23 protein-coding genes are annotated in these 26,082 nt (G+C 35.6%); 17 read left to right on the top strand and 6 right to left on the bottom strand.

Going from position 1 to position 26,082, the window contains the following annotated elements; genetic code table 11:
- Window positions 1-108: 108 nt before the first annotated feature.
- The 4 genes from rpmB to ftsY all read left to right on the top strand — a co-directional run bounded on the left by rpmB (window position 109) and on the right by ftsY (window position 1,825).
- Window positions 109-348: a 50S ribosomal protein L28 gene (rpmB, locus tag FTRAC_RS10110; protein ID WP_013454146.1), complete on the top strand. Its 240-nt coding sequence runs from the start codon at window positions 109-111 to the stop codon at window positions 346-348.
- 29 nt (window positions 349-377) lie between these two features.
- Window positions 378-560 (top strand): 50S ribosomal protein L33, encoded by a 183-nt coding sequence (gene rpmG / locus FTRAC_RS10105; protein ID WP_013454145.1) that lies wholly within the window; start codon window positions 378-380, stop codon window positions 558-560.
- A gap of 2 nt (window positions 561-562) precedes the next feature.
- A complete protein-coding gene (locus tag FTRAC_RS19605) occupies window positions 563-712 on the top strand; it encodes a DUF4295 domain-containing protein (protein WP_013454144.1) in 150 nt (49 codons plus the stop codon).
- Between the two features lie 153 nt (window positions 713-865).
- Window positions 866-1,825 (top strand): signal recognition particle-docking protein FtsY, encoded by a 960-nt coding sequence (ftsY, locus tag FTRAC_RS10100; protein ID WP_013454143.1) that lies wholly within the window; start codon window positions 866-868, stop codon window positions 1,823-1,825.
- A 600-nt stretch (window positions 1,826-2,425) separates the two neighbouring features.
- Here the strand turns inward: ftsY and FTRAC_RS10095 are convergent.
- The 3 genes from FTRAC_RS10095 to FTRAC_RS10085 form a co-directional block, all read right to left on the bottom strand.
- Window positions 2,426-3,916, bottom strand: a complete 1,491-nt coding sequence (locus tag FTRAC_RS10095; RefSeq protein WP_013454142.1) for a sodium:proton antiporter — start codon at window positions 3,914-3,916, stop codon at window positions 2,426-2,428.
- Between the two features lie 76 nt (window positions 3,917-3,992).
- Window positions 3,993-5,219, bottom strand: a complete 1,227-nt coding sequence (locus FTRAC_RS10090; RefSeq protein WP_013454141.1) for a Glu/Leu/Phe/Val dehydrogenase dimerization domain-containing protein — start codon at window positions 5,217-5,219, stop codon at window positions 3,993-3,995.
- 87 nt (window positions 5,220-5,306) lie between these two features.
- Complete coding sequence (locus tag FTRAC_RS10085) at window positions 5,307-6,389, bottom strand: anhydro-N-acetylmuramic acid kinase (RefSeq protein WP_013454140.1); 1,083 nt, start codon at window positions 6,387-6,389, stop codon at window positions 5,307-5,309.
- 35 nt (window positions 6,390-6,424) lie between these two features.
- Between FTRAC_RS10085 and FTRAC_RS10080 the strand changes: the two genes are divergently transcribed.
- The 12 genes from FTRAC_RS10080 to FTRAC_RS10020 all read left to right on the top strand — a co-directional run bounded on the left by FTRAC_RS10080 (window position 6,425) and on the right by FTRAC_RS10020 (window position 17,973).
- Window positions 6,425-7,141 (top strand): type III pantothenate kinase, encoded by a 717-nt coding sequence (locus tag FTRAC_RS10080; protein ID WP_013454139.1) that lies wholly within the window; start codon window positions 6,425-6,427, stop codon window positions 7,139-7,141.
- A complete protein-coding gene (locus tag FTRAC_RS10075) occupies window positions 7,110-8,423 on the top strand; it encodes a hypothetical protein (protein ID WP_013454138.1) in 1,314 nt (437 codons plus the stop codon). Before FTRAC_RS10080 ends, FTRAC_RS10075 begins: the two co-directional genes overlap by 32 nt.
- Window positions 8,424-8,435: 12 nt before the next feature.
- Window positions 8,436-9,740, top strand: a complete 1,305-nt coding sequence (locus tag FTRAC_RS10070; protein ID WP_013454137.1) for a tetratricopeptide repeat protein — start codon at window positions 8,436-8,438, stop codon at window positions 9,738-9,740.
- A 159-nt stretch (window positions 9,741-9,899) separates the two neighbouring features.
- Window positions 9,900-10,499, top strand: a complete 600-nt coding sequence (gene lptC, locus FTRAC_RS10065; RefSeq protein WP_013454136.1) for an LPS export ABC transporter periplasmic protein LptC — start codon at window positions 9,900-9,902, stop codon at window positions 10,497-10,499.
- A gap of 232 nt (window positions 10,500-10,731) precedes the next feature.
- Window positions 10,732-12,006, top strand: coding sequence for a hemolysin family protein (locus tag FTRAC_RS10055; RefSeq protein ID WP_013454135.1), 1,275 nt, complete (start codon window positions 10,732-10,734; stop codon window positions 12,004-12,006).
- Window positions 12,007-12,083: 77 nt separating this feature from the next.
- The gene (locus FTRAC_RS10050; RefSeq protein WP_013454134.1) at window positions 12,084-14,195 is read left to right on the top strand and encodes a peptidylprolyl isomerase; all 2,112 of its coding nucleotides are present in this window, start codon (window positions 12,084-12,086) and stop codon (window positions 14,193-14,195) included.
- A gap of 67 nt (window positions 14,196-14,262) precedes the next feature.
- A complete protein-coding gene (locus FTRAC_RS10045; protein WP_013454133.1) occupies window positions 14,263-14,529 on the top strand; it encodes a DUF493 domain-containing protein in 267 nt (88 codons plus the stop codon).
- Between the two features lie 58 nt (window positions 14,530-14,587).
- Window positions 14,588-14,818: a 4a-hydroxytetrahydrobiopterin dehydratase gene (locus tag FTRAC_RS10040; RefSeq protein WP_013454132.1), complete on the top strand. Its 231-nt coding sequence runs from the start codon at window positions 14,588-14,590 to the stop codon at window positions 14,816-14,818.
- A 20-nt stretch (window positions 14,819-14,838) separates the two neighbouring features.
- Complete coding sequence (gene rsmI / locus FTRAC_RS10035; RefSeq protein ID WP_013454131.1) at window positions 14,839-15,522, top strand: 16S rRNA (cytidine(1402)-2'-O)-methyltransferase; 684 nt, start codon at window positions 14,839-14,841, stop codon at window positions 15,520-15,522.
- A complete protein-coding gene (locus FTRAC_RS10030; RefSeq protein ID WP_013454130.1) occupies window positions 15,519-16,682 on the top strand; it encodes a lipoprotein N-acyltransferase Lnb domain-containing protein in 1,164 nt (387 codons plus the stop codon). Before rsmI ends, FTRAC_RS10030 begins: the two co-directional genes overlap by 4 nt.
- Complete coding sequence (locus FTRAC_RS10025; protein ID WP_013454129.1) at window positions 16,682-17,482, top strand: inositol monophosphatase family protein; 801 nt, start codon at window positions 16,682-16,684, stop codon at window positions 17,480-17,482. The genes FTRAC_RS10030 and FTRAC_RS10025 overlap by 1 nt, the downstream gene beginning before the upstream one ends.
- Complete coding sequence (locus FTRAC_RS10020; RefSeq protein ID WP_013454128.1) at window positions 17,464-17,973, top strand: hypothetical protein; 510 nt, start codon at window positions 17,464-17,466, stop codon at window positions 17,971-17,973. The genes FTRAC_RS10025 and FTRAC_RS10020 overlap by 19 nt, the downstream gene beginning before the upstream one ends.
- A gap of 40 nt (window positions 17,974-18,013) precedes the next feature.
- Here the strand turns inward: FTRAC_RS10020 and FTRAC_RS19695 are convergent, their stop codons facing one another.
- Entirely contained in the window at window positions 18,014-18,217 is a 204-nt protein-coding gene (locus FTRAC_RS19695; RefSeq protein WP_013454127.1) for a hypothetical protein, read from the bottom strand.
- Between the two features lie 11 nt (window positions 18,218-18,228).
- The gene (locus tag FTRAC_RS10015) at window positions 18,229-19,695 is read right to left on the bottom strand and encodes a M28 family peptidase (RefSeq protein ID WP_013454126.1); all 1,467 of its coding nucleotides are present in this window, start codon (window positions 19,693-19,695) and stop codon (window positions 18,229-18,231) included.
- A 138-nt stretch (window positions 19,696-19,833) separates the two neighbouring features.
- Here FTRAC_RS10015 and gcvP point away from each other — a divergent pair, with 138 nt between their 5' ends.
- A complete protein-coding gene (gene gcvP / locus FTRAC_RS10010; RefSeq protein ID WP_041649712.1) occupies window positions 19,834-22,746 on the top strand; it encodes an aminomethyl-transferring glycine dehydrogenase in 2,913 nt (970 codons plus the stop codon).
- 293 nt (window positions 22,747-23,039) lie between these two features.
- Here gcvP and secDF read toward each other — a convergent pair whose 3' ends face one another.
- On the bottom strand, window positions 23,040-26,033 hold the full coding sequence (secDF, locus tag FTRAC_RS10005; protein ID WP_013454124.1) for a protein translocase subunit SecDF: 2,994 nt from the start codon (window positions 26,031-26,033) through the stop codon (window positions 23,040-23,042).
- Window positions 26,034-26,082 lie beyond the last annotated feature (49 nt).

The raw sequence follows: 26,082 nt of genomic DNA, 5'->3' as shown, positions 1-26,082 counted from the left end.
AACCAAAAAAATTAGGATGTATTTTTCCGCTAAGGTTTGTGATTATCAAAATATTGCCGATATTTGCAGACCAATTTGAAATCGACAACAAAAATAATTTAGATAGATATGGCACGAGTTTGTCAAATAACCGGAAAAAGACCTCAAGTGGGGAACAATGTTTCTCACTCAAATAACAAAACCAGAAGAAGGTTTTTGCCAAATTTGCAAAAGAAGAGGTTTTACCTTCCTGAAGAGGATAAGTGGATTACATTAAAAGTATCTGCTAGCGCAATCAGAACCATCAACAAAAATGGTATCACTTCAGTTTTGAAGAAGGCACGTGAAAACGGTAATATATTAGTATAAGTTTCTATTGCTCAAAAATATAAAGCACAATGGCTAAGAAAGGAAATAGAGTTCAGGTAATTTTAGAATGTACTGAACATAAAGAAAGTGGTGCTCCGGGTACTTCTCGTTACATCACTACTAAAAACAGGAAAAACACTACAGAAAGATTGGAGTTGAAAAAATACAACCCAATTTTGAATAAAAATACTGTTCACAAAGAAATTAAGTAATCATGGCTAAGAAAGTAGTAGCAAGTTTAAAAGATAAAGATGCTAAAGGTTACGCTAAAGTAATCAAGGCAGTAAAGTCAAAAAACGGAGGTTATACTTTCCGTGAGGAAATGGTACCTTTGGATATGGCCAAAGAGGCACTTAAAAAATAATTATAGTTTTTAAGGTTTAAATTGATTTAAGTCCCTCTTTAGGGACTTTTTTTGTTTATACACTTCTGCTTTTTACATTTCTCAGTTACTTTAGTGTTTTAATTTCGTATCATTATAAGCCTCTAACCATCATTACCTTTAAACCACGATATAATGAGTATTTTTAAGATTTTCTCTAAAGAAAAAAAAGAATCACTAGACAAGGGTCTTGAAAAAACTAAAGAAAGTTTTTTCTCCAAACTTGGACGAACCGTAGTAGGGAAATCCCAAGTGGATGAGGATGTTTTAGATGAATTGGAGGAGATTTTAATTAGTTCTGATTTAGGAGTAAATACTACCGTCAAAATTATTGATAGAATAGAGGAAAGAGTAGCGCGAGATAAATACTTGGGCACTAGCGAACTGGATAAGATACTAAGAGAAGAAATCGCAGCACTCTTATCTGAGAATAATACAGAGGATTTGAAAGATTTCTCCCTACCTGAGAATATTAAAAAGCCTTATGTTTTATTAGTGGTGGGTGTAAATGGAGTAGGTAAAACTACTACTATTGGTAAACTGGCTGCTCAATATAAAAAACAAGGTAAAAAAGTAATTTTAGGTGCTGCCGATACTTTCCGTGCTGCGGCTGTGGACCAGTTGAAGATGTGGGGAGAGCGTATAGAGGTTCCAGTGGTTTCCCATGGAATGAATACAGATCCTGCTTCGGTTGCATTTGATGCTGTAAAACAGGGTGTTCAAGAAGAAGCGGATATTGTCATCATCGATACTGCCGGCAGATTGCATACCAAAGTGAATTTGATGAATGAGCTATCCAAAATTAAAAGGGTGATTCAGAAGTTTGTTAGTGAGGCGCCTCACGAAGTTTTGTTAGTTTTGGATGGATCTACAGGCCAAAATGCAATGATTCAAGCCAGAGAATTTACAAAAGCCACTGAAGTGACCGCTTTAGCCATCACAAAATTGGATGGGACTGCCAAAGGCGGAGTAGTTATTGGAATTTCAGAAGAATTTAAAATCCCGGTGAAATATATTGGGGTAGGCGAAAAAGTAGAAGACCTCCAAGTTTTCAACAAAATGGAATTTGTAGACTCTTTCTTTAAGAGAGTTTAAAAAAAGCTATCTGATAAGACAGGTCTTGATTGGCTTTACTTCACCAATTTCAGAAATTCACGAGGGACATCTAAAAATTCTTGATAGCACGAAGGATTAGGACAATCGTTGTTTAAACAGGTGTGTTCCGCGATTCTTATGGAAATAGAATCTTTCCCCTCATCTAAGCCTTTGTAAATTTCCCCAATTTGAAAGGTTCTTTCTCTAATACCAGCAATGCCTCCAACGGTGACTATTGTGGAATATTCAATAGTGATTTAAAGTCACCTTTAATGCCTTGGTTTTCAACTTATGAACAATTGAGAAGAAATAATGGTAGGAGAAGTACTAGAAAATGTTTCATTGAAGTCGTGTTTTACTAGATAATAGACACCGTAGCTTGTAAATAGGATGGCCATAACATAAATATAATTTCATATCACAGGAAAATAAGTTGCATTTGTATTATTAGGACGCTTGAAACTAAAAAAATAGATTTATGTCTGCGTTTGTTACTGTCTATTGGTGTGCAATAGTTGACCGCCTCCTGTCCTTAAGGTTTTGATAAATCCATAAGCAGAAGGGTGCCCCCCTAATTAGAATTGCACATTTGCCCTATTTCTATCTGATAAATAAAAGCCAAACCAAGAAGAGTAAAGGCAGTAAGAAAGGAATTGAAAATCTAATAATGTAACCAAAGAAAGAAGGCATTTTAATACCTACCTGCTCTGCTATAGATTTTACCATGAAATTGGGGCCATTCCCTATGTAAGTCATAGCACCAAAGAAAACGGCTGCAATTGAAATGGCTGTTAAATCAGCAACTGAGTCATGATAGACACCGCCATTTGCAAATTGCGTTACTTCTGTCAATACTGAAATACTACCACCTTGTGAAGCCATAGCGGCTGCTAAAAAGTTCAAGTATGTAGGAGCATTGTCTAAGAAACCTGAAAGTACTCCTGTTCCCCAATAAAGCGTATTATGAGTGATTAGGGCAGCTCCTGTTTCAGATTTAGCGAAATCGCCTACCAAATCTAATGCAGGCATCATCGTACCAAATATTCCAATAAAGATAAAGGCCACTTCTCTAATAGGTTCAAAACTGAATTCATTAAGCTCGTGAACTTTATCCTTAGCGAATTTATAAGAAAGGTAGGTGACGCTTAGCATAATTACCTCCCGTATGTATGAGAACTGCTGACCATCGTAGGTTATGCCCGGAACCCAAGAGAAAACATTTGGATCAATAAAAACAGAAACAATAATAACGGCCAACCATATAAAATTTCTTTTACCAGTGATAGTGATTTTGTTATCAAAAACTTCACTCTCGTCCTCTTCTACTCCTGATTTATTTCTTCTATCGAGGAAGTAAAAGGCTGCAGAAAGGATGATCAATGCAAATATCCAGGCAGGCCAATTGTGTTCAAGCGTCCAGAAGAAAGGTACTCCTTTTAAGAAACCTAAGAATAGCGGTGGATCACCAATTGGCGTTAAAGACCCCCCAATGTTACTTACCATAAAAATGAAGAATATGATATGATAAGCTTTAATCCTGTTTTTATTAAGACGAATAAAAGGACGTATTAAAAGCATTGAGGCGCCTGTAGTTCCAATTAGATTAGCTACTACTGATCCTATCAAAAGCATGATGATATTCACCATGGGAGTTGACTTTTTATTGACCTTGATTACTATACCGCCCGAAGCAATATATAAGGAAGCCAACAAAGAGATAAATTGAAAATACTCGAAAGCAGCATGGACTGGACTATGCACATTGTGAATCACAAACAAGTAGTAACTCACTACTAAAACCGCCAAAATAACGGCAATTTTAGGATAATTTTTATGCCAGAAATGTTCGTAGAACAGCGGCCCTGTAGCAATCATGAGCAGTAGTAGCACAAAAGGGATTACCGTCCATGCAGGAGCTGAATGATGCCCTGCTTCTTCATTTTCTACTCCTTCAGAAACTTCATCCTGATTACCATTTTCCACCAATTCGGCAGCAGAAATAGGTTCCGCTGAAAAAGACTTGGGAACAAAAATAGTGGTAAATACTAGGGTTAAAAATATTGCTGAAATAGAAAATAATGATGTTCTCATGCAAATGATTTTTCAAGTGTCCTCAATTTAGGAAGATTCCTATGAATAATCTTATGAGGAAATGATTAATTATACGTTAAATTAATTGACTTAAGGCGATTTCAAAAGAAGTCTTTGAAATATTAACATCAGAGTTACTAGCCTCAAATGTTTTACGGAGCGCCCTTTCAATTGTTCTGGAAGTATCCTCAAATATAGCTTCATCCGTAATTTCTGCATTTGTGGTCATCAAATAGGCAAAAACTCTTGCCATGCCACAGTTTGCAATGAAATCTGGGATTACAGCTACTCTATTGTCTGCAAAATCAGCGATAGGACCGAAAAATATTCCTTTATCTGCAAAAGGAACATTTGCTCCAGCTGAAATCACCTCCAATTTTGAAGCGATCATTTCTTCTAGGTGCTGCTTTGTGATCAATCTTGAAGCAGCCGCAGGAATAAATACCTCCGCTTCTAGCGACCAAATTTTTTCATTTATTTCATCAAAAGGGATTAAATCATCAGAGATTAATTCATTTCCTTTCCTATTTAAGAATAATTCAGTGAGCTCCTCAAGGCTAAAGCCTTTTTTATTGATTAAGCCACCATTTCTATCAATTATTCCTACGATTTTAATTCCAGCTTGAGCCAAGAAATAAGCAGCCGAAGCCCCTACATTTCCCCAGCCTTGAACAATAGCTCTTTTTTCATTTAAATTACCGCCCCAAATATGATAATAATGTTCCACAGACTTAGCTACTCCGTAGCCTGTAATCATATCTGCAATTGTATACTTCCTTTTAATGTCTGGACTATAATTAGGGGCTTCAATTACTTTGATCACTCCTTGTCTTAATTGACCAAGTTTTTTGATTTTTTCTGGCTCAGTTGCATTGTAGTGTCCATTTACAACTCCTTCTTGAGGATGCCACAAACCATACTGCTCTGTGATGGGAATTACTTCGTGGATCTCATCTACATTCAAATCACCCCCAGTGCCATAATAATTTTTTAGTAAAGGAATTACTGCTTTATACCATCTTTCCAATACTCCTTTTTTTCTTGGATCATTTGGATCAAAATTAATTCCTGACTTAGCCCCACCAATTTCTGGGCCTGAAACAGTGAATTTCACTTCCATTGTTTTAGCCAAGGATTCAACCTCGTGTTTGTCAAGGCCTGGTCTCATACGAGTACCGCCTCCTGCTGCACCGCCTCTTAGTGAATTAATAACTACCCATCCTTCTGCTTCTGTTTCGGAATCTTTCCATTCAAATACTATTTCGGGTCGTTTGTTCTCAAATTTCTCTAAGAGTTCTTTCATTTTTATTCAGTTTAGTCGGTTCGTAAAAAAAATATGATGAAATACTTCATCTATGTTTCCAAAGCGCCAAAACTACAAAAATATATTTCAAATATCGCCTAGCTTTTGACCAGATATGCTATTGGAATGAGCACCGGTAACTGAAGCCAAAGTGTTCCATTCGTTTCTGACAGTTAAAACTCCTAAAAATGCAAAAATCAAGGCTTCTTTATAATTTACAGTTTTTTCATCGCCCAACACTAACTCGTATTTATGATCTAATTTAGATTGAATTCTATCAATCAAGAAACTATTAAAAGCTCCACCACCAGTAAATAGTGCTTTGCCTTCATTCTTAGCTGAAATTAATGTTTTGCTAATTTGAGATGCAATATGCTCTACGGCAGTTGCCATCATGTCTTCAACCTTAAATTTATTTTCATCTATTTTGACTAAGATTTCAGGTTCAATTTGTTCGATTCCTAAGCTTTTTGGTGGCTTCTTTTTTAAGTAGGGAAAATCATCCCATTCGTTTAAAAGTGATTTAATTATATTTCCTGACTTCGCTAAACTACCTTTATCATCATATTCCAAACCTTTTGAATTCGCCAAAGTATTCAATAAGATATTGCAGGCGCATATATCATAAGCTATTCGTTTATTTTCTTTATTTTCATACGATAAGTTAGCTATGCCCCCCAGATTGATACAAAAGTCATATTCATGGAATAATAGAGCATCACCAATTGGCACTAATGGAGCTCCCTGTCCACCTTTCGCTATATCTAAAGTTCTGAAATCTGAAATGACTGGCAGTTCGGTAACAGCGTGAAGGAAATTAGGATTCCCTATTTGTAAGGTGAGTTGGTTTTCGGGTTCATGAAAAACAGTATGTCCATGAGAAGCAATAAAATCTACTGTTAAATTTTTCTTAGTAATAAATTCCTTAACTGACGACCCCATCCACCTTCCTAAATCAACATCTAGACTATGTAGATCTAACCCACTTAGATGTATTGCCTTAGTTAATCTAATCTTGATGTCATCGGGATATTGTTTTGTTGCGCATTCGATTATTTCCCAGCTCCACTTCTGATCTGGCAACATTTGAAATTTACAAAAGGCAATATCAAGTCCGTCAAGTGAAGTTCCAGACATTAAGCCAATAGCATTATAGGTGAGCTTTTGCATAAATTTAATTAATTTTAAATCTGAAATTAGGAAATATGAACTTAGCCATAGATGTAGGCAATACTAAAACTAAAATAGGGTTTTTTAAGGAGGACCGATTAGAATATTTTAAAACTTTTGATTCATTATCTGAACTCAATCAGTTTATTGCTTCAAAAGAAATAGAATCAGCTATTATATCTAGTGTAAATACTAGTTACGATGAGATATTACAAGAATTGAAGGTCCTTAGCAATCCTATATTATTAAGTATTGAAACCGCGCTTCCTTTCGATAATCAATATAAATCCAAGACTATAGGGCTGGATAGGTTAGCAGCTGTGGCAGGTGCTCAAATGTTATATCCCAATAAAAATAGCTTGGTGGTTGACTTAGGCACTTGCATTACCTATGAATTTATTGAGCAAGGAAAAGTCTATCATGGAGGAGCTATATCACCAGGAATGAGTATGCGTTTTAAAGCAATGCATAATTTTACGGCTCGTTTACCGTTGGTAGAACCGGAGTCAGTGGATGGATGGATATCCAAATCCACTGAAGGGGCTATGCTAAGCGGTGTAGTCCATGGGATCAAGGCTGAGATTGATGCTTATATTCAGGAAGTTGAAAGGAAAAATGCACCGCTCACGGTAATAATCACAGGTGGAGATGCAAAATTCTTTGAATCTAAAATAAAAGCTACCATCTTTGCAATCCCTGAATTAGTTTTAATGGGTTTAAATGCGATTTTACGATATAATGTACCAATTTAGAACGGGCTTAGTAGCCAGTATAATATCTATCATTTTTATTTCATCATCTTTTGCTCAAGAGTTGAACTCTCCATATTCAGCTTACGGAATGGGTATGATGTCTGAAAAAGGCTTTGTTGCAAATAATGGAATGGGAAATGCAGGCTTAGCTTATCAAAGCACCTGGTTTATTCCAGCTTTGAATCCTGCTTTATTAGGAGGACAGCGTTTTAGTTCTTTTGAGGCAGGTCTGAGTATCACTCAGAATAATATTAGTGATGAAGTTACAAGATTTAGACAAGTCAATGGCGGATTGAAATATATCTCATTGGCATTCCCAATTGTTCCTGGTAAATATGGCTTGTCCATATCATTAAAGCCATTGAGTTCTAAGAATTATGAAATCGTACAGAGAAGAAGGTCAGAGGCGTTCGATCCTCAGGCTGAAAGGGCTCGTTTTGAAGGAAGTGGCACAATTTCCCAATTTAGTTTATCAAACGGATGGAATATAACAGACAATATTGCCATTGGACTTGAAGCTAATTATAATTTCGGGAATTTAACTGATAAAACAATATTTGAGAATGTCATTAATGGGGAGGATACTGTAGCAATTCCGTACTTAATTTCTGCAGAAAATAAAGATAATTTTTCTGACTTCTCTTTTGTGTTCGGTACAAAATTGACAAAACAAGTAGGGAAAAATTACCTTTCATTAGGAGTAACCTATGATTTACAAGCCAACTTGAACACGACTAGAAATACTTATTTACAGTTGCTTTCTCCCACTGAAGTTCCGATTAGCCAATTAACTGATTCTTCCACTTTTATAGTGGCTGGAGATGAAGGAACTACCACTATGCCACAAAAAATTAGTGCGGGCTTATCCTATATGAGTCCAAATAAATGGGCTATTATGGCAGATTTTTCTTACCAGGACTGGAGGCAATATCGTAGTTTTGGAAGTGCAGAAAGTAATTATGTGGAACAGACCAAAATTAATATTGGAGGTGAGTATACTCCTAATATGCAGTCGGGTACGCGATATTTCGAAAAAGTCACTTACAGAGCTGGTATTAACATTTCCAATGGTCCATTGGTTATAAATAACAATGAGATAAATTCTTTTGGCATTACTTTTGGTACTACTTTACCAATAACGAGAATTTCAAATATTAATTTAGCATTTGAAGTGGGGCAAAGAGGAACCTTGTTAAACAGTTTAGTACAAGAAAATTATTTAAATTTTAATTTAAGTTTTACTTTTAACGATAGATGGTTTTTACGAAGACAGTTTGATTAAATTATAAGAAAGATGAAAAGAATTCTATTAACACTAGCATTAGTAATAGGTGTTCAGGCTGCAATGTTTGGGCAAGATGGTTGGAACTGGCCGGAAGATCCGGACAAGAAAGCATTGGCAATGGAGAAAAATGCACTTTATTCTGATATGCTTACTGCTGAAAGATATGAAGCCGCAAAACCACCATTGGATTGGTTATTGAAAGAAACTCCAGACCTTAACCCTTCTATTTACATACAAGGAGTGAAAGTGTATGAAAATTTAGCAGAAACTACATCAGGAAAGAAGCAAGAAAACCTGCAAGATTCAGTTGTGCTTTTGTACGACCTGAGAATGAAATATTTTAATGATGTAGAAAATGTGACTAACAGGAAAGCAAATGATGCTTATAATGTCTGGAAAAATAGGAAGGATAAATATAAGGACTTATTTGAATTGCATAAAGAAGCTATTGAGATGTTGGGAGCTAAAGGTTACATTTCAAATACTGTGCATTACATGGATGCAGCCAGAAGGTATAAATTGACTGGTGGTCCAGTTACAGATTTGCAAGTAATTGAAATATACGATCAAGTTCAAGATATTTTAGATGAGATGTTAGCTAATGGTGAGAGCCAACAGAATATTCAAAAGGCTAGAGATTTCATTGAAAAATTATTTACTGCATCAGTCACTATCGATTGTAATATCATTGATCAAAAGCTTTATCCAAAGTTTGTTGAAGAGGGAAGAAAGTTAGAAGATGCTGAACAAATTGTGAAATTTGCTCTGGCAGGCGGATGTACTGGCTCAGATTCATTTTTGGATGCTGCTAAAGTGGTGCAGAAAAATGCTCCTGAATTTGGATTAGCTAGAATGATTGCTTTGAGATCAAAAGCAAATAATAATCTGGAAGCGGCTGAGAAGTACTTTAAAGAGGCCTTGAACTACACAGAAGATAACATTAAAACCGCAGATGTTTATGTTGAACTTGCTGATGTTGCCTCAAAACTTGGAAATAAAACGCAATCCAGAAGCTATGCTTATGATGCTTTGGATGCTGATCCTTCAAGAAAAGAGGCTTATACAATAATTGGAGATTTATATTTGAAAAGCTACCAAGAGTGTAAAGCAGGAGAAGATGTTGTGAAAGATAGAGCAGTTTATATAGCCGCTTATCAGATGTATCAAAAAGGAGGGGCAACCAATAGAATGAGCGTTGCCAAGGAGCAATTTCCTTCAAATGAAGACATCTTTAACTACGATTATGAAGTAGGTGATGAAGTTTCAGTTGGATGTTGGATTGGAGAAACAGTCCAAGTTCAAATTAGGGACTAATAAAAAGCATAGGAAATTAAAGCGGTCTTGATTATATATTATCTTGACCGCTTTTTTATTTTTGTAAAATGAAGCTAAGCATGATCCCACATTATGTACTTAAGCAGAAATATTCAGATTCTTCTGAAATTGGTTGGTCATTGAGAATAAACTGGTAACATGAAATATTTTTATCTTTCATTAATTATATTAATCATTCAATCTTGTTCTTCTGGTTTAGAGTCTAAACAAAAATTTGAAGAATATACTGGCCCAATAATGGAAGCGGATACCGTAGAAATAATATATTCGGACTCAGCAGTGGTACGTGTTATAGTGAAAGCTACTAAGCAATATGAATATGAAAATGGCGATAGGGAATTTCCAAATGATATATTTATAGAATTTTATGAGCCTGACGGAACCATGTCCTCCACTTTAGAAGCAAATTCCGCTTATTATACTAAAGAAGAGGATCTTTATAAAGCTGAAGGTGATGTAGAGGTTATAGGTTATATAGAGCCTCGCAAAATGAATTCTGAAGAATTGTTCTGGGAACCAAAAAAAGAGGAGATTTACACTGATAAATTTGTACGTATTCAGTCTGAGGATCAAATATCTACTGGAACTGGTTTAGTAGCAAAGCAGGATTTTTCGAGCTATAGGATATTAAATCCAAGTGGAACCATCTATTTGGATGAAGACACAAGCGCACAGGAGCAACCGAAAAAGCAAGTTGATAAGGAAGCAACCCAAAAGAAGATTGAACCCGCTAATTGAGTATATTAAAAATGCCTCCTAAAAAGAAAAATAAAAACAGCAGCCCTGAGAGCACCAAACCGAATTTTATTATTATAGGCTTGGCTTTTGCTTTCTTTGTAATAGGTATACATCAATCCATCACAGTGGGGTTTGAATATTCTTACTGGATTTTTATGTTATCCATAAGTCTGTTACTTTTACATAGATATCTCAAACAAAAGAAGCAGCAAAAACAGGATTTTAAAAAATAATGGAAAGCAGTTATTTAATCTATATCATTATATCTCTACTATTTTCCGCATTCTTCTCAGGAATAGAAATTGCTTTCGTATCATCTAATAAGCTGCATATTGAACTACAAAGCCAGCAAGGAGTTATTTCAGGTAAAATTCTTTCGAAATTTCTAGAAAGGCCTTCTTCATTTATAGGAACCACATTGATCGGAAATACCATTTCTTTAGTGGTTTATGGTATTTACATGGCAAAAATGATAGAACCTATTTTGATTGGAAATTTACCCTTGTTCTTTCAAAATGATGTCTTTATTCTATTGGCTCAGACTTTTATATCAACCATTTTTGTATTGTTTGTAGCTGAATTCACTCCTAAAAGTATTTTTTTGCTAAACCCTAACGGCTTGTTGTCTTTCTTCGCTCTACCGTTATGGCTTATTTATTATATCACTTACCCAATTGTTTTTTTTATAGTCAGTTTATCAAAACTCTTTATAAAATATGTGTTGAGATTAAAGTATGAGGAAGACAAGCCGGTGTTTGGCTTAACCGATTTAGATCACTTTGTGAAAAACACTGTTCAGCTTGATCATCAAGAAAGCAAAGTGGAATTAGATAAGAAAATATTTAATAATGCGCTGGAATTTAAAACTATAAAGGTTCGAGAGTGTATGATTCCACGTACCGAAGTGGTTGCAGTAGATATTGAAGACACCATAGAAGAGTTGAAGGATGCTTTTAATGATAGTGGCCATTCTAAGGTTTTGATTTATAAAGATACTATTGATGATGTGATTGGCTATTGTCATTCACTTGCCTTATTTAAAAAACCTTTAACGATCAAGGAAATACTCACACCTATCATAATAGTGCCGGAAACCATGCCAGCCAATGAATTAATGATTCAATTTATACAAGAGCATAAAAGTTTAGCATTGGTGGTAGATGAATTTGGTGGGACTTCTGGGATTGTGAGTTTGGAAGATATTATAGAAGAAATTTTTGGTGAAATCCAAGATGAGCATGATGATGAAGATTTGGTAGAGGAGAAGATTTCCGCCAACACCTATGTTTTTAGCGCCAGGTTGGAAATAGACTATATAAATGATAAATATTTTTTAAATCTACCAGAAGGGGATTACGATACTTTAGGAGGTTTTATTTTATCCATAACGGAAAATTTCCCACAGCTAAATGAAGAGGTGAGCAGGCCTCCTTTCCGATTTGTGATTGAAAGTATGGAAGAAAACAGGATCAATCTTGTAAAATTAATTATCACAAACTCGAATTAAGCTCAAAGTAATAAATGGAATCACTTTGATATTAATCATTTATACTATTATTTTGCGAATCTTTGAAATAAACAAACATGGGAGTATTTAATACATTAAGAGTAAAGATGGGGTCGGTATTGATCGCCCTAATAGGATTATCCATTTTAGCTTTCTTGCTAACTGATTTGCTTGGGCCAGACTCAATGCTATTAGGTGGCGGAAGATCCAATGATGTTGGAGAAATCGCTGGTAAAACTATCAATTTACCTGAATATCAGCGTAAAGTGGAAGAATTCAGAAATAATTTCAGGGCTGGAAACGGTAGAGCACCTTCCGATCAGGAAATGAACTCTATCCGTCAGCAAGCATGGGATTTTCTAATTATCGAGAAGGCATTTCAAGAGCAGTATGATGAACTAGGCTTGGAAGTTACCAATGAAGAATTGGTAGACATGGTTCAAGGCGATAACATCAGCCCTATAGTGAAACGAAACTTTACAAATCCTGAAACAGGGGAGTTCAATAAAGAGCAAGTTGTCAATATGATTAGAAATATTGCGCAGGCTCCAGCTGAACAACAAGCTCAGTGGTACTCTTTTGAATCATCATTAGTTCCTGCAAGAGCAAGAGCAAAATATGATGAGTTATTAGGAGGTTCTACATATATCACTAAAGCAGAAGCTGAAAGAGCCTATAAGAAAGAGACAGAGAATGCTGAGGTAGAGTATTTATATGTGCCTTTTTATTCAGTAGTGGATTCATTGGTTACGCCAACAGATTCAGAATTAAAAAGCTACTACAATGAGCATAAAGATCAGTATAAAACAGATGCTTCTAGAACAATTAGCTATATCAGTATTGAATTACTTCCTTCCGGTGAAGATTCTACCATGATGAGAGAGGAAATTGAAGAGCTTAAGACTGAATTCCAGAAGGTTGATGACGATTCGGCATTTGCTCGTTTAAATTCTGATAGAAGTAATTCGTACAGAACCTATCCGATTGCTCAGCTCCCAAAAATATTAGCTTCTAACACTAATATCATTAAGGAAGGCGATGTTTTAGGGCCATTTATTGATGAAGGAGCTTACGTGCTTTATAAAGCATCTAAGATTTTTGAAGATACCGTTTCTTCCGTAAAAGCAAGTCATATTTTGATTGAAGCAGAAGATGATAGCGATGAGGCTGATGCACAGGCAAGGAAGGAAGCGCGGGAAGTATTGCAAAAGGCTCAAAGTGGTCAAGACTTTGCAGAACTTGCTAAAGACTTTAGCGATGGACCATCTGCTACAAGAGGTGGTGATTTAGGTTGGTTCAGAGAAGGACAAATGGTAGATGAGTTTAATGAGGCCGTTTTTGCTAAATCAGGAACTGGTGTTATTAATGAGGTCATCAAAACGCAATATGGCTATCATATTATTAAAGTAACGGAAGAGAAAACAGCTAAAACTTACGAGATAGCAACTATTCACAGAGACATTATTCCTACTGAAACTACTAGAGATAGATTATACAGAAAAGCGGATTTGTTTGCTGCGTCAAATAAAAATTATGCCGAATTCACTGCAGCTGCCGAGGAAAATAATTATAGTGTCAGAAGTTCGGGTAAAATGTCTCCTAATCAAAGAAGTATTGGGACATTAGGTTCGGCTAGAGAAATTGTTAGATGGGCATTTACTGATGCTTCTGAAGGAAAAGTGTCTGATGTTTTTGAAACAAATACTCACTTTGTTGTGGCTGTTTTAACTAGTGAAACCGAAAAAGGGACTTCTGATTTCAAAGAAGTGAAAGCCTTGGTTTCTAGAGCAGTGAAGGAGAAACAAAAAGGAGAGATTATCAAAGAGAAATTATCGGGATTATCAGGTACACTAAATGAAATGGCCAGCGCTTACGGTGCAGATGCAAATGTGTATACTTCTAACGATGTAAATATTTCTTCCAATTCATTGCCAAATGTGGGGCAAGCTCCTAAAGTTATAGGTACTATTTTTGGAATGGAATTGAACACTCAATCGCAACCTTTGGAAGCAAATAATGGTATAGTAATCGTAAAAGTGTTGAATAGAACTCCAGCACCTGAAATTGCTGATTATACTTCTTATAAGGATCAATTAGCACAAAACAGAAGTAATAATGTATCATTTGCTATTAAATCTGCGATTGAAGAAAAAGCAGAAATAGTAGATGAAAGATATAAGTTCTATTAATTTATTATGTATTTAATATTTTAAGGGGCTTTTTAGCCCCTTTTTTTATGATTAAAAGTTTACAAGTATGAGTACAGAAAAAGATATTCAATCATTCAGGGAAAAATTGGAAGCTGTTTCGGAATGGCCTAGTCTTTATATGTTCAAGTTTATTGTAGAAGCTGAAAAACAAGAAGAGATTAAAGATATATTTGAGAATCATGAAGTGATTGTAAAGCCTTCAAGTAAGGGGAAATATGTTAGTTTAACTATTAAGATGTTGGCCAGTTCCGCAGAGCAGATTATTGAGAAGTATTTAGAAACTAATAAAGTTGAAGGAGTGATTGCTTTATAATCTGCAGGACTGTAACAAATCTTTTTCATAGTGGTTAGAAATACAAAAGGAAAATGATATGTGGAAAGAAGAAAACAATACGTTAAAAAGAACAATTGAATTTAAAGACTTTACTGAAGCTTTCGGTTTTATGACCAAAGTAGCAATAGTTGCTGAGAAAATGGGACATCATCCTAATTGGTCAAACGTCTACAATAAAGTTAGCTTTGAATTGACTACGCATGATGAAGGGAACAAGATTACAGAAAAAGATAAGAAGCTAGCTGACGAAATTGATAATTTAGTTTAATAAAATCTTTAATTTTGGGGATGGAGCAATCAGAAACTCAATTGTACTTGGTGCCCACCCCAATTGGCAATTTGGCGGATATGACTTATAGAGCAGTTAATATCCTCAATAGTGTAGATGTAATACTAGCAGAAGACACAAGAACTTCTGGGAAACTGCTCAAGCATTATGATATTAAAAAGCCGCTGCAGAGCTTTCATATTCATAATGAGCATAAAAAAGTAGAACAAGTAATTGAAGAATTAAAAGCTGGAAGAGTAATGGCATTAATATCCGATGCCGGAACACCCGGAATCTCTGATCCGGGTTTTTTATTGGCCAGAGAAGCCTTGAAAAATGATATAAAGTTAGAATCTCTCCCTGGAGCTACTGCTTTAATTCCTGCCCTCATCAAATCAGGCTTTCCTAACGATCGATTTATATTTGAAGGTTTTTTGCCTCACAAAAAAGGCAGAAAGACTAGAATTGAAAATTTGCAGGAGGAAGATAGGACTATTATTTTTTACGAATCCCCTCACCGTTTACTCAAAACTTTAAAGCAATTGGCTGAAGTAATGGGAGAGAACCGTATGGCTTCTGTTTCCAGAGAACTTACAAAGCTATATGAAGAGACGCTAACGGATACACTTAAGGGCTTAATTGAACATTTTGAAAAGACTGCCCCTAAAGGAGAAATTGTATTGGTATTAAATGCTAAATCATGATTAAAGAACTATTATTAGGATTACTGATGTTTGCCTCAGTTGGAGCTTTTGGTCAAACTAGACTTTCTGAAATGGCTGAAATGAGCTTGATTACAGTAGCTCCGGGTGATGAGCTTTATTCAGGATTTGGACATTCTGCACTTTGGATAGAAGATGAAAGTACAGGATTAAGTGTTGTTTTTAATTACGGTACTTTTGATTTTGACACTCCTGGCTTCTACATGAAGTTTGTGAGAGGAAAACTAGATTACATGCTCTCAGCTGGCAGATTATCCTATCTTGTTAATTCAGCTAAAGCAGAAAAAAGAACTGTTATTCAACAAAAGCTCAGTTTGAGCATAGCTCAGAAAAATGAAATTTATAATTTCCTCTTAAATAATATAAAGCCAGAAAATAGATTTTATCAATATGACTTTTTCTTTGATAATTGTTCAACCCGCTTCCGTGATTTGTTAGAAGATGTTTTGGGGGAGGGACTAGTTTGGGAGAGAGATGCAGAAGGACTTACTTTTAGAGAATATCTGGACATTTATTTAGCCAATAAACCATGGCAAGACTTCGGAATTGATCTGGTTTTGGGTCAACCCACCGATGAAATTGCAGATAAAAGAAATGAAATGTTTTTGCCTGATATGTTAATGATGCATTTTGATGAGGCTACTTATAATGGGAAACCAATAGTGGAGGATAAAATTATTATTTACGAGGCAGAAGAAGAGCAAGCTAGTGTGGGCTTTCAAATTCTACCTGAATATGTTACTTGGTTTCTTTGTCTATTTGGGATTTTCTTAAGTGTAAGGCACCATAAATCTAAACTAAGTGATGTTTGGTTTAATAGATTATTATTTATCATTACTGGCCTTGTGGGCTGTCTAATCTTCTTTTTATGGTTTTTATCAGATCATATGGCTACGGTTAATAACTGGAACATGATATGGGCGTTTCCCCTAAATGTAGTTCTTGCTTTTTTATTGTTCAAAAAACCAGCCAAAAAGTGGCATACGGCATTTTATGCTATATTCGGGATTTTTCAATTTATGGTTTTAGGTTTTTTCTATACTTTACCACAAGCCATGCATGTAGCCGTGTTGCCTATTGTTTTATATTTTGCCTTTAAGTCTTTTAATTTATTGTATAGGACCAAAAAAATGAATACCTAATGAATTTGAATACTATCCATCATCAAGCCATAAAACTAGTTAAAGAAGTAGGAGAATTCATAAAGCATGAATCAGAAAACTTCAATACTAACAAGGTAGAGCATAAGGGTTTTAATGATCTGGTCAGTTATGTAGATAAAGAAGCCGAAAAACGCTTAGTGGAAGGTTTAGGAAAAATTCTACCTGAATCAGGTTTTATAGCGGAAGAAGGTACTTCCAATAAAAAAGGAGACACTTATAATTGGATAATTGATCCTTTGGATGGCACTACAAATTTTGTTCATGGTCTGCCGGTCTACTCCATAAGCGTTGCCTTACAACAAAATAATGAGCTGGTTTCGGGGATTGTATTAGAGATCAATAGAGATGAATGCTTTGAAGCTGTAAAGGGTGAAAATTCAAGATTAAATGGAAAGCCAATCTCAGTATCTCAAGGGTTAGATTTATCTCAAAGTTTGATTGCTACCGGTTTCCCCTATAATGATTTTGACAAAATGGATGACTATTTATCCATTCTCAAGCATTTGATGCAAAACACCCATGGATTAAGAAGATTTGGAAGTGCAGCAGTGGATTTAGCTTATGTGGCTTGCGGAAGATATGAAGCTTATTTCGAATACAATCTCAACGCCTGGGATGTGGCAGCAGGAGCTTTTATCGTGCAACAAGCAGGTGGCAAAGTTTCTCGCTTCAATGGTGATGATGATTTCATTTTTGGAAGAGAAATAGTATCTTGCTCGTCAGAAGTTTACGAAGAACTATTAACCGTACTCCGGAACCAATGGAAACACAATCAATAGAGAAAAGTCAGAGAATAACCTTAGGATCAGGCGATAGTAGTATGTCTGAAAGCACTGTTAGAAAGTTGAATTACATTGCAGGTGGATTGATGATGATTTCTTCTCTCTACTATATTATCAGCTTTATCAATGCTGGTGCTGAGGATAGTTTTAAAATAATTTCTGGTATTTTATTTTTTGTATCTGCTATTATGTTTTTGTTTAGAGCTCAATTTGAACTATCACCTTCCTCAAAGTATGCTCCTCATTTCCTTATTACACAAAACGGTTTAAAAATTAAAATTGGTGTTTTAAAAAAACCTGAGTTCATAAATTGGGATGAGGTTAAAAAAGTGGAATTGGGCTATTATAAAATTGGAATAAAAGATAAAACTGGTTTACAATACTTTCCTTATAAAACTCGTAAAGAGACCTCAATTGAATTGAAAAGAGCTATTGAAGCTGTTGCAGCTCAAAAAGGAATAGAAGTCGAAAATTTATTAAAAAGATAAGCTGAAAACTTCAGCTTATCTTTTTGTTTGGCAATCAATATCAACTTCCAGTGCAAACCCAATCTTGATTATAGGCTTGGCCTTGCTCTTTTAATTCATCTTCATGTTCTTGCACTTCAGTAGGGGATCCACAAAATTCATCACTGACTTGAGTGTTTTGTTCTGTACAAGTAGTACATACTTCCACTAATCCACATGAACTTATTAAAAGTATTAATGCTAGGGTTGATAGTCTATTTTTCATAACTCTTATATTTATTCTTCCTCTTCTTCTTTTTCTTCTTTAGGATCAATTGCAGGTCGCTCGTCTCTGTTTGCAATTTCCCAAGCAGTATAGAATACCAAATCGGTTCTCTTCTTTAACAAATCAAATTCAATCTTATCGACTGTATCAGTATGCTGATGATAATCAGGATGAGTACCATTAAAATAGAAAATGATTGGAACGCCATTTTTTGCAAAATTCCAATGATCTGAACGGTAATAAATCCTATCTGGATGATCTTCAGCATTATAAGTATAATCTAGTTCCAGTTTTGTGTAATTATTATTCATGTTTTCACTGATTTCATGCAATTCAGTTGAAATTCTGTTGGAACCAATTAGGTATACAAATTCCCTGTCATCCATATGGATAGAATCTACTCGTCCGATCATATCAATATTTAAATTGGTAACCGTATTTTCTAATGGGAATACAGGATTTTCTGCATAATGAGCAGAACCTAACAAACCTTTTTCTTCTCCAGTTACAGGCATAAATAAAATGCTTCGTTTGGGTCCATGACCAGCGTTCTTTGCTTTTACAAAAGCTTCGGCTATTTCCAAGACTGCAGTTGTACCAGAGGCATCGTCATCAGCTCCATTATACACTTTTCCATCTTGAACCCCAACATGATCATAGTGCGCAGTTAAAACAAGGATTTCATCTGGCTTTTCAGTACCCTCTAAGTAGCCCAATACATTTTCAGTTTCCATTATTTCAGTATTGATTTCAGCAAATAGCTCGGCAGAGGCAGTATCTCCAATTTTCAATTCTGAAATAGGTTTGCCAAAAACTTCTTGCGCCAATTCTTTGTACATCACTAAGCTTGCAAGCCCTTCAGTTGAAGGCTTAGTTCTAGATAATGCACCATGAGTAGCATAATATTGGCCATAACGTAAAACCATATTCATTCTACTACTATCTTCTGCAAAAACTATTGCTCCTTGTGCTCCAAGGTCTTCGATAATTTTTAATGTAGGAGTAAACTGTCCTTCAGCTTGAAAAGCCAAAAACTTTCCTTCAGCCTCTATATCTTGTAAATCTTCTTCTTGGGCTTTATTAACATATACAATGTCGATTTCCTTCTTTTCGAAAGGAACATTTGCCCAATAGACCATTTCCCCAAGATTTGAAATAGTTTTTTCATTGACAACCATTGCAGCGTCCCCTCGAAAAGTTTGATATAAATTAAACTTTTGGAAATATGAATTGTCAACAGGCGCTTTCAAGCCTAGAGATTCAAAATGATTCTTAATATATTCTGCTGCCATTTTCTGGCCTTTTTTACCTGTTTCTCTTCCTTCTAAGGAATCGGAAGCCAGTATTGTTAAATGTCTGGTTAAGTCATCATTTGAAATAGTTTTAGCATATTTTCTTGCTTGCTTTTCCATGACTTGAGCTGACAGCAAACTAACAGCCAAGAAACTCATCATAAGAGTAGAGAAAAAAGTCTTCATAATTAAGGGGTTAAAGGTAAATTTATTTAAATTTTTTACTGTAAAGTGAACAAAAATCCTAAATAATATATTGTACTTTTGTGGCACGAAACAGTCCGTGAATATCTAAAATTTTTATTAAAGATACTTTCAAATATTATGAAATTAAACCCTCTGTACCAAGAAAGATTTGATGTGAGGCATAATGCACCGGATAATCAGCAAATATCGGAGATGCTGAAAATGGTGAAAGCCGATTCTTTGGAACATCTTATTGATGAAACGATCCCAAAAGCTATCCAACTTAAGAAGGATTTGAACCTTCCTGAAGCGCAAACTGAATTTGAATTTTTAGAGTCGTTTAAAGAAATCGCTCAAAAAAATCAAATCTTTAGATCTTATATAGGATTAGGCTATTACAATACGCATACACCAGGTGTAATTCAAAGAAATATATTAGAAAATCCGGGTTGGTATACGGCTTACACACCTTATCAAGCTGAAATTGCTCAAGGTAGATTAGAAGCCTTAATTAATTTCCAGACCATGGTGATTGATTTGACAGGAATGGAAATTGCTAATGCCTCTTTATTGGATGAAGGTACTGCTGCTGCCGAAGCAATGAGCATGTTCTATGGCTTAAGAAAAGGCAAGAAGAAATCAGCCACTGTTTTCTTTGTAGATGAAAATACTTTCCCACAAACAGTTGATATCCTTAAGACTAGGGCTAATCCTATGGGAATTGAATTAAGATTTGCGGATTTATCTCAGTTAGATGTTACCGATCCTGATATTTTTGGATTTTACGCTCAACAAATAAACTTAAAAGGTGAGGTGATCGACCTTAAGCCAATCATTGAGGCTGCAACTGAAAATAATATCCATTCTACTATTGGCGCTGATTTATTAGCATTGACTTTATTAACTCCTCCAGGAGAAATGGGAGCGGATTGTGTAGTGGGTACCTCTCAACGTTTTGGTATTCCTATGGGATATGGCGGCCCACATGCTGCTTATTTTGCAACTAAAGAGGCTTATAAAAGACAAGTTCCGGGAAGAATAATAGGCGTATCTGTAGACAAAGAAGGAAATAAAGCCTACAGAATGGCACTTCAAACTAGAGAGCAACATATTAAAAAGGAGAAAGCAACTTCTAATATTTGTACTGCTCAAGTCTTGTTGGCAATTATGTCAGGTATGTTCGGTGTTTATCACGGCCCTGTTGGCTTGAAAAAAATTGCAGTAAGAACTCATTCCCTGACAAAGTTATTAGCGAATGGTCTTACTACTTTAGGGTATGAAGTGACTAATAAAAATTTCTTCGATACGATTACAGTTCAACTTGAATCTGAAAAATTGAGAGAGAAACTTCATTCAATTTTATATGAAAGAAAGATCAATCTAAATTTAACGGGTACTCATACTGTATCGATTGCTTTAAATGAGACTACTCGTATTCATGATATAAAAGAATTAATTGAAATCTTCGCTTTGGTAGTAGATGAAGATGCTAATAAATATTCGGTAGAGGATAAAGTTGATTCATTAGAGTTGGACTGGCCAAAACAGTTGATTCGTGAAAGCAGATTCATGGAGCACCCAATTTTCAATCAGTTCCATGCTGAGCATGAAATGTTGCGATATATCAAAAGGCTGGAGAATAAAGATCTATCATTGGTTCATTCTATGATTTCTTTAGGATCATGCACTATGAAATTGAATGCAACGGCTGAAATGATTCCAATCACTTGGCCTGAAATGGCACATATCCATCCTTATGCACCAAAAGAACAAGCTTTAGGATATAGAGAAATGTTCATCAAGTTGGAGAATATGCTAACTGAAATCACTGGATTTGCCGCTACTTCATTGCAGCCTAATTCAGGTGCTCAAGGTGAGTATGCCGGTTTAATGGTGATCAGAGCATATCACCAAAGTAGAGGAGATGAACACAGAAACGTAACCATAGTTCCTTCATCAGCGCATGGTACTAATCCTGCAAGTGCGGTAATGGCTGGAATGAAAGTGGTGATCACAAAATGTGATGATCAAGGGAATATTGATCTAGAGGACCTAAAGGAAAAGGCTGAAGAGTATAAAAATAATTTGGCTGCTTTAATGGTAACTTATCCTTCTACCCACGGAGTATTTGAAGAAAGTATTCAAGAAATCTGTCAAATAGTTCATGATAATGGCGGTCAAGTTTATATGGACGGTGCCAACATGAATGCTCAAGTAGGTTTAACATCTCCAGCTAATATTGGAGCTGATGTTTGCCATTTGAATTTACATAAAACGTTTTGTATTCCACATGGTGGTGGCGGACCAGGGATGGGACCAATTTGTGTGGCAGAACACTTAGAAGATTTCTTACCGGGCAATCCGTTGGTGCCAACAGGAGGGAATCAGGCTATTACAGCTATTTCAGCTGCTCCTTGGGGCAGTGCAAGCATCTTGGCTATAAGTTACGCTTATATCTCTATGATGGGAAGCCAAGGCCTTAAAAAAGCTACCCAGCTAGCGATTTTAAATGCTAATTACATTAAAGAGAAATTAGCGGGAAGCTATCCTGTACTTTACACTAATCAGAAAGGACGTGCTGCTCATGAAATGATCATCGATTGCCGAGCGTTTAAAGAATTTGGTGTGGAAGTAGAAGATATCGCTAAAAGACTAATGGATTATGGATATCATTCTCCTACCGTTTCATTTCCGGTGCCAGGCACAATGATGATTGAGCCTACTGAAAGTGAGAGTAAAATGGAGTTGGATAAATTTTGCACAGCTATGATTTCAATTAGAAAAGAAATACAAGAAATAGCTGATGGAAAAGCAGATACGCAGCAAAACGTGTTGAAAAATGCACCGCATACTATGTCGGTAGCTTTAGCTGAGAAATGGGAGTTACCTTACTCAAGAGAGAAAGCAGTTTTCCCATTAGAATCAGTTCGTCAAAGCAAATTCTGGCCAAGTGTGAGCCGAATTGACAGTGCTTATGGTGATAGAAACTTAATGTGCAGCTGTATTCCGGTATCTGAATACGAAGATAAACCGGAAGAGGCTATGGCTTAGAAATAGAATTTCTGTTTAGAGAATAGATAGCATCAGATAGTCATCTGGTGCTATTTTTTTTGCAATATACTGTAATTATACGCTGTCCACTATAAAGCATACCTTCTCAACCTGTGCATCCTTGCGATGGAAATACAACTACCGTAATTCCGAAACTATTATGGCAGAAACAAGCAAGCTTTAGAGTACTTCGCTTTGCTCGTAGTGACGATATATTCTGGCTCTAGTGTTAAAATCAAAAAAGCCTTTCAGATTAGATTCTGAAAGGCTTTTTTATGATGTGTAATTTAATTTTAAGCTTCTACTGCTTTCTTTTTTCTCTTCGCTAAATCCAATACTACTGGAGTTGCAATAAAGATTGAAGAATAGGTACCCACTAAGATACCAACCAATAAAGCAAAAGAGAATCCTCTCAATACTTCTCCACCGAAAATAAATAGAATTAAGATAACCAGTAAAGTAGTTAATGAGGTCATTACAGTTCTACTTATAGTATTATTAATCGCAGTATTGAAGGTTTCTTCATTAGTTGCTTTTGATTTAATACCTAAAGTTTCTCTGATTCTATCAAACACAACCACAGTATCGTTAATGGAATAACCAATTACTGTTAAGATTGCCGCAATAAATACCTGATCTATTTCGAATGAGAAACCTAGTAATTTGGCTATCGCAAATGCTGACAATACAAATAGAGTATCGTGGAACAAGGCCACAACTGCACCTAAACCAAACTGCCATCTTCTAAATCGGATTAAGATATAGATGAAAATTGCAATCAAAGCAAATATCACAGATTCCTGAGATGAGTTTCTGATATCATCGGCAATGGTGGCTCCCACTTTCGAAGAACCACTGATTGTGAAATCATTATCTCCCATGGCAGATTCCGTTTCCACATAGCTCATTCCAGTTGCTTCCGCAATACCATCAATGATTTTAGTCTTAACCGTATTATCTGCTTCTGTTGATTCTTCATTTACTAAGTATGAAGTCGTGACTTTAAGGATGTTATTAGCACCATAAGTCTTTACTTCAGTTCCAGCATCTTCTAATTTGCCATCTAAAGCAACTTTAAGGCTAGTAGTTTCAACTTGCTCAGCAAACCTCACTACATAAGAACGACCACCCGTGAAATCAACACCTAAAGTTAATCCTTTAGTCACCATTAGTACAATACCAATTACAATAACGATTCCTGAACCGATATAAGCCATTTTTCTTTTGCTCATAAAATTGAAACTAATATTGTTCAATAAGTTCTTAGAGAATGGCGTAGCAAAAGAAATTTTGCTTTGATCGCCTTTTTTGCTCATCCAACTTACAATAACTCTAGTGATAAATACCGCTGAGAAGAAGGAACATGCAATACCTATCATTAAAGTAATAGCAAAACCTTTAACAGGACCTTGGCCTAACCAATATAAAATAGCACCAGTTAAGAAAGTGGTTACGTTAGCATCTACAATTGAGCTGTAAGCTTTAGAATAACCAGATGAAATGGCTTTCAATAATGGCGAACCAGCTCGCATTTCCTCCCTGATACGTTCAAAAATTAGTACGTTGGCATCAATGGACATACCAATTGTCAATACGATACCTGCAATACCAGGTAAGGTCAGTGCTGCATTCAACTGCGCTAAAATTCCTAAAATAAAGAATATATTAAATACTAAAGCGATGTTGGCAATAAAACCACCTTTAGAGTAATAACCAACCATGAAAATCAATACCATAGCCAAACCAGCTACAATAGAAATAATACCTTGTGCTCTAGCTTCTTTACCCAAAGTTGGACCAATGATGGCTTCTTCCACAATTCTGGTTGGGGCTGGCAAAGAACCCGCTTTTAGGATATTGGCTAAATCTTTAGCCTCTTCCATGGTGAAATTACCCGAAATGATTGATTTACCATTAGGAATTTCTTGCGTTACATTCGGTGCAGAATACACATAGTTATCTAAAACAATTGCAATTCTGTTGTTGATATTTTCTCTAGTGATTTTCGCCCATTTTCTGGCTCCTGTAGGATCCATGCTCATGTCAACAGCAGGTTGTCCAACTTCATCAAATGTTTGTCTTGCATCATTAACCACTTCACCAGTTAATAAAGCTTGGTTACCTCTTTGAGTCCTCACTACATAAAGCTCTAAAAGCTCTGTTCCATCATCCAATTTTCTTGGCTTCACATCCCATAAAAGTCTTGTGTTTCTAGGGAACAACGCTTGAATATCTTCTCTTTGTATGATATCATTGATCTTTGCAGTATCTGTAACTTCATAAACTAATCCATATTGACTTCTAGTCAAGCTGAATAGTGGTGATACATTCTGAGCATTTTCTAAAGAATCTAGATTTGCATCCGCAGAATCGGCTTCTTGTCCTTCAGTTGCTGTAGTGTCAGCTTCTTCGTCTTGCAATAAATCTGCTAGATTGCCACTTTCTTCTGATGTTTCAGTAGAATCATCAGAGCCTAGTTCATTTTTCTGATTGGCTTTTTGTTCTGCAACTAAAATCTCGTTTGCTGCTGCAAGTGCATCAGATACTTCATTGATCGCTACAACTTGCAAGAATTCTAACTTTGCAACACCCTGCAATAATTTTCTCACTCTTTCAGGATTGTCAACACCTGGCAATTCAATTTGAATTCTACCTGTGTTCTCCAATTTCTGAATATTTGGCTGAGAAGTACCAAAACGGTCAATTCTCGTTCTTAGGATATTGAAAGAACGATCTATTGCATCATCCACTTCAGTTCGAATGATTCTTAATACTTCGCTATCTTCTGTTTCAAAACTTATTCTATCTCTGTTAGCAGAGGTAGCAAAGAATTCACTTAATTTTTTATCAGGATTTTGTTCCTTAAAAGCTTGGTAAAAGAGATCCACAAAAGAGCCTTGACTAGTTTTCTGTCTTTCTCTTGCAGTCTCTAAAGCATTAATCAACGCTTCATCTTCATTATTTCCACTAAGTCCTTTGATGATATCCACTGGTGATACTTCTAAAGTAACATGCATACCACCTTGTAAATCAAGTCCTAGGTTCAATTCCATGTCTTGAACTTCCTTATAAGTAAACTCAACACCTAAAAGGTTATAAACAGGAATATTGTAAACTGAATCTAGGTAATTCTGTCTTTTTGAATAATCAATATTTCCTGCCTGATCTGTAGCGTAGGCAGTAGCATCATCTTTTATGCCGTTCGAAACAAATGTAAATGACAAATAATAGATACATAATAATGTAACTATAACGGTCATGAACACGATAAATCCTCTGTTTTTCATGTGTATATTATTTGAAATGATTTTATAAAACCATGGAATTTCACAGTTT

Source organism: Marivirga tractuosa DSM 4126, assembly GCF_000183425.1.
Taxonomy (GTDB): domain Bacteria; phylum Bacteroidota; class Bacteroidia; order Cytophagales; family Cyclobacteriaceae; genus Marivirga; species Marivirga tractuosa.
This window is presented reverse-complemented; position numbering and strand designations above follow the sequence as displayed.

Excerpts from the sequence above, each read along its gene's own strand:
- rpmB (WP_013454146.1), top strand. The coding sequence starts at position 109 with ATGGCACGAGTTTGTCAAATAACCGGAAAAAGACCTCAAGTGGGGAAC.
- rpmG (WP_013454145.1), top strand. The coding sequence starts at position 378 with ATGGCTAAGAAAGGAAATAGAGTTCAGGTAATTTTAGAATGTACTGAA.
- FTRAC_RS19605 (WP_013454144.1), top strand. The coding sequence starts at position 563 with ATGGCTAAGAAAGTAGTAGCAAGTTTAAAAGATAAAGATGCTAAAGGT.
- ftsY (WP_013454143.1), top strand. The coding sequence starts at position 866 with ATGAGTATTTTTAAGATTTTCTCTAAAGAAAAAAAAGAATCACTAGAC.
- FTRAC_RS10095 (WP_013454142.1), bottom strand. The coding sequence starts at position 3,916 with ATGAGAACATCATTATTTTCTATTTCAGCAATATTTTTAACCCTAGTA.
- FTRAC_RS10090 (WP_013454141.1), bottom strand. The coding sequence starts at position 5,219 with ATGAAAGAACTCTTAGAGAAATTTGAGAACAAACGACCCGAAATAGTA.
- FTRAC_RS10085 (WP_013454140.1), bottom strand. The coding sequence starts at position 6,389 with ATGCAAAAGCTCACCTATAATGCTATTGGCTTAATGTCTGGAACTTCA.
- FTRAC_RS10080 (WP_013454139.1), top strand. The coding sequence starts at position 6,425 with ATGAACTTAGCCATAGATGTAGGCAATACTAAAACTAAAATAGGGTTT.
- FTRAC_RS10075 (WP_013454138.1), top strand. The coding sequence starts at position 7,110 with ATGCGATTTTACGATATAATGTACCAATTTAGAACGGGCTTAGTAGCC.
- FTRAC_RS10070 (WP_013454137.1), top strand. The coding sequence starts at position 8,436 with ATGAAAAGAATTCTATTAACACTAGCATTAGTAATAGGTGTTCAGGCT.
- lptC (WP_013454136.1), top strand. The coding sequence starts at position 9,900 with ATGAAATATTTTTATCTTTCATTAATTATATTAATCATTCAATCTTGT.
- FTRAC_RS10055 (WP_013454135.1), top strand. The coding sequence starts at position 10,732 with ATGGAAAGCAGTTATTTAATCTATATCATTATATCTCTACTATTTTCC.
- FTRAC_RS10050 (WP_013454134.1), top strand. The coding sequence starts at position 12,084 with ATGGGAGTATTTAATACATTAAGAGTAAAGATGGGGTCGGTATTGATC.
- FTRAC_RS10045 (WP_013454133.1), top strand. The coding sequence starts at position 14,263 with ATGAGTACAGAAAAAGATATTCAATCATTCAGGGAAAAATTGGAAGCT.
- FTRAC_RS10040 (WP_013454132.1), top strand. The coding sequence starts at position 14,588 with ATGTGGAAAGAAGAAAACAATACGTTAAAAAGAACAATTGAATTTAAA.
- rsmI (WP_013454131.1), top strand. The coding sequence starts at position 14,839 with ATGGAGCAATCAGAAACTCAATTGTACTTGGTGCCCACCCCAATTGGC.
- FTRAC_RS10030 (WP_013454130.1), top strand. The coding sequence starts at position 15,519 with ATGATTAAAGAACTATTATTAGGATTACTGATGTTTGCCTCAGTTGGA.
- FTRAC_RS10025 (WP_013454129.1), top strand. The coding sequence starts at position 16,682 with ATGAATTTGAATACTATCCATCATCAAGCCATAAAACTAGTTAAAGAA.
- FTRAC_RS10020 (WP_013454128.1), top strand. The coding sequence starts at position 17,464 with ATGGAAACACAATCAATAGAGAAAAGTCAGAGAATAACCTTAGGATCA.
- FTRAC_RS19695 (WP_013454127.1), bottom strand. The coding sequence starts at position 18,217 with ATGAAAAATAGACTATCAACCCTAGCATTAATACTTTTAATAAGTTCA.
- FTRAC_RS10015 (WP_013454126.1), bottom strand. The coding sequence starts at position 19,695 with ATGAAGACTTTTTTCTCTACTCTTATGATGAGTTTCTTGGCTGTTAGT.
- gcvP (WP_041649712.1), top strand. The coding sequence starts at position 19,834 with ATGAAATTAAACCCTCTGTACCAAGAAAGATTTGATGTGAGGCATAAT.
- secDF (WP_013454124.1), bottom strand. The coding sequence starts at position 26,033 with ATGAAAAACAGAGGATTTATCGTGTTCATGACCGTTATAGTTACATTA.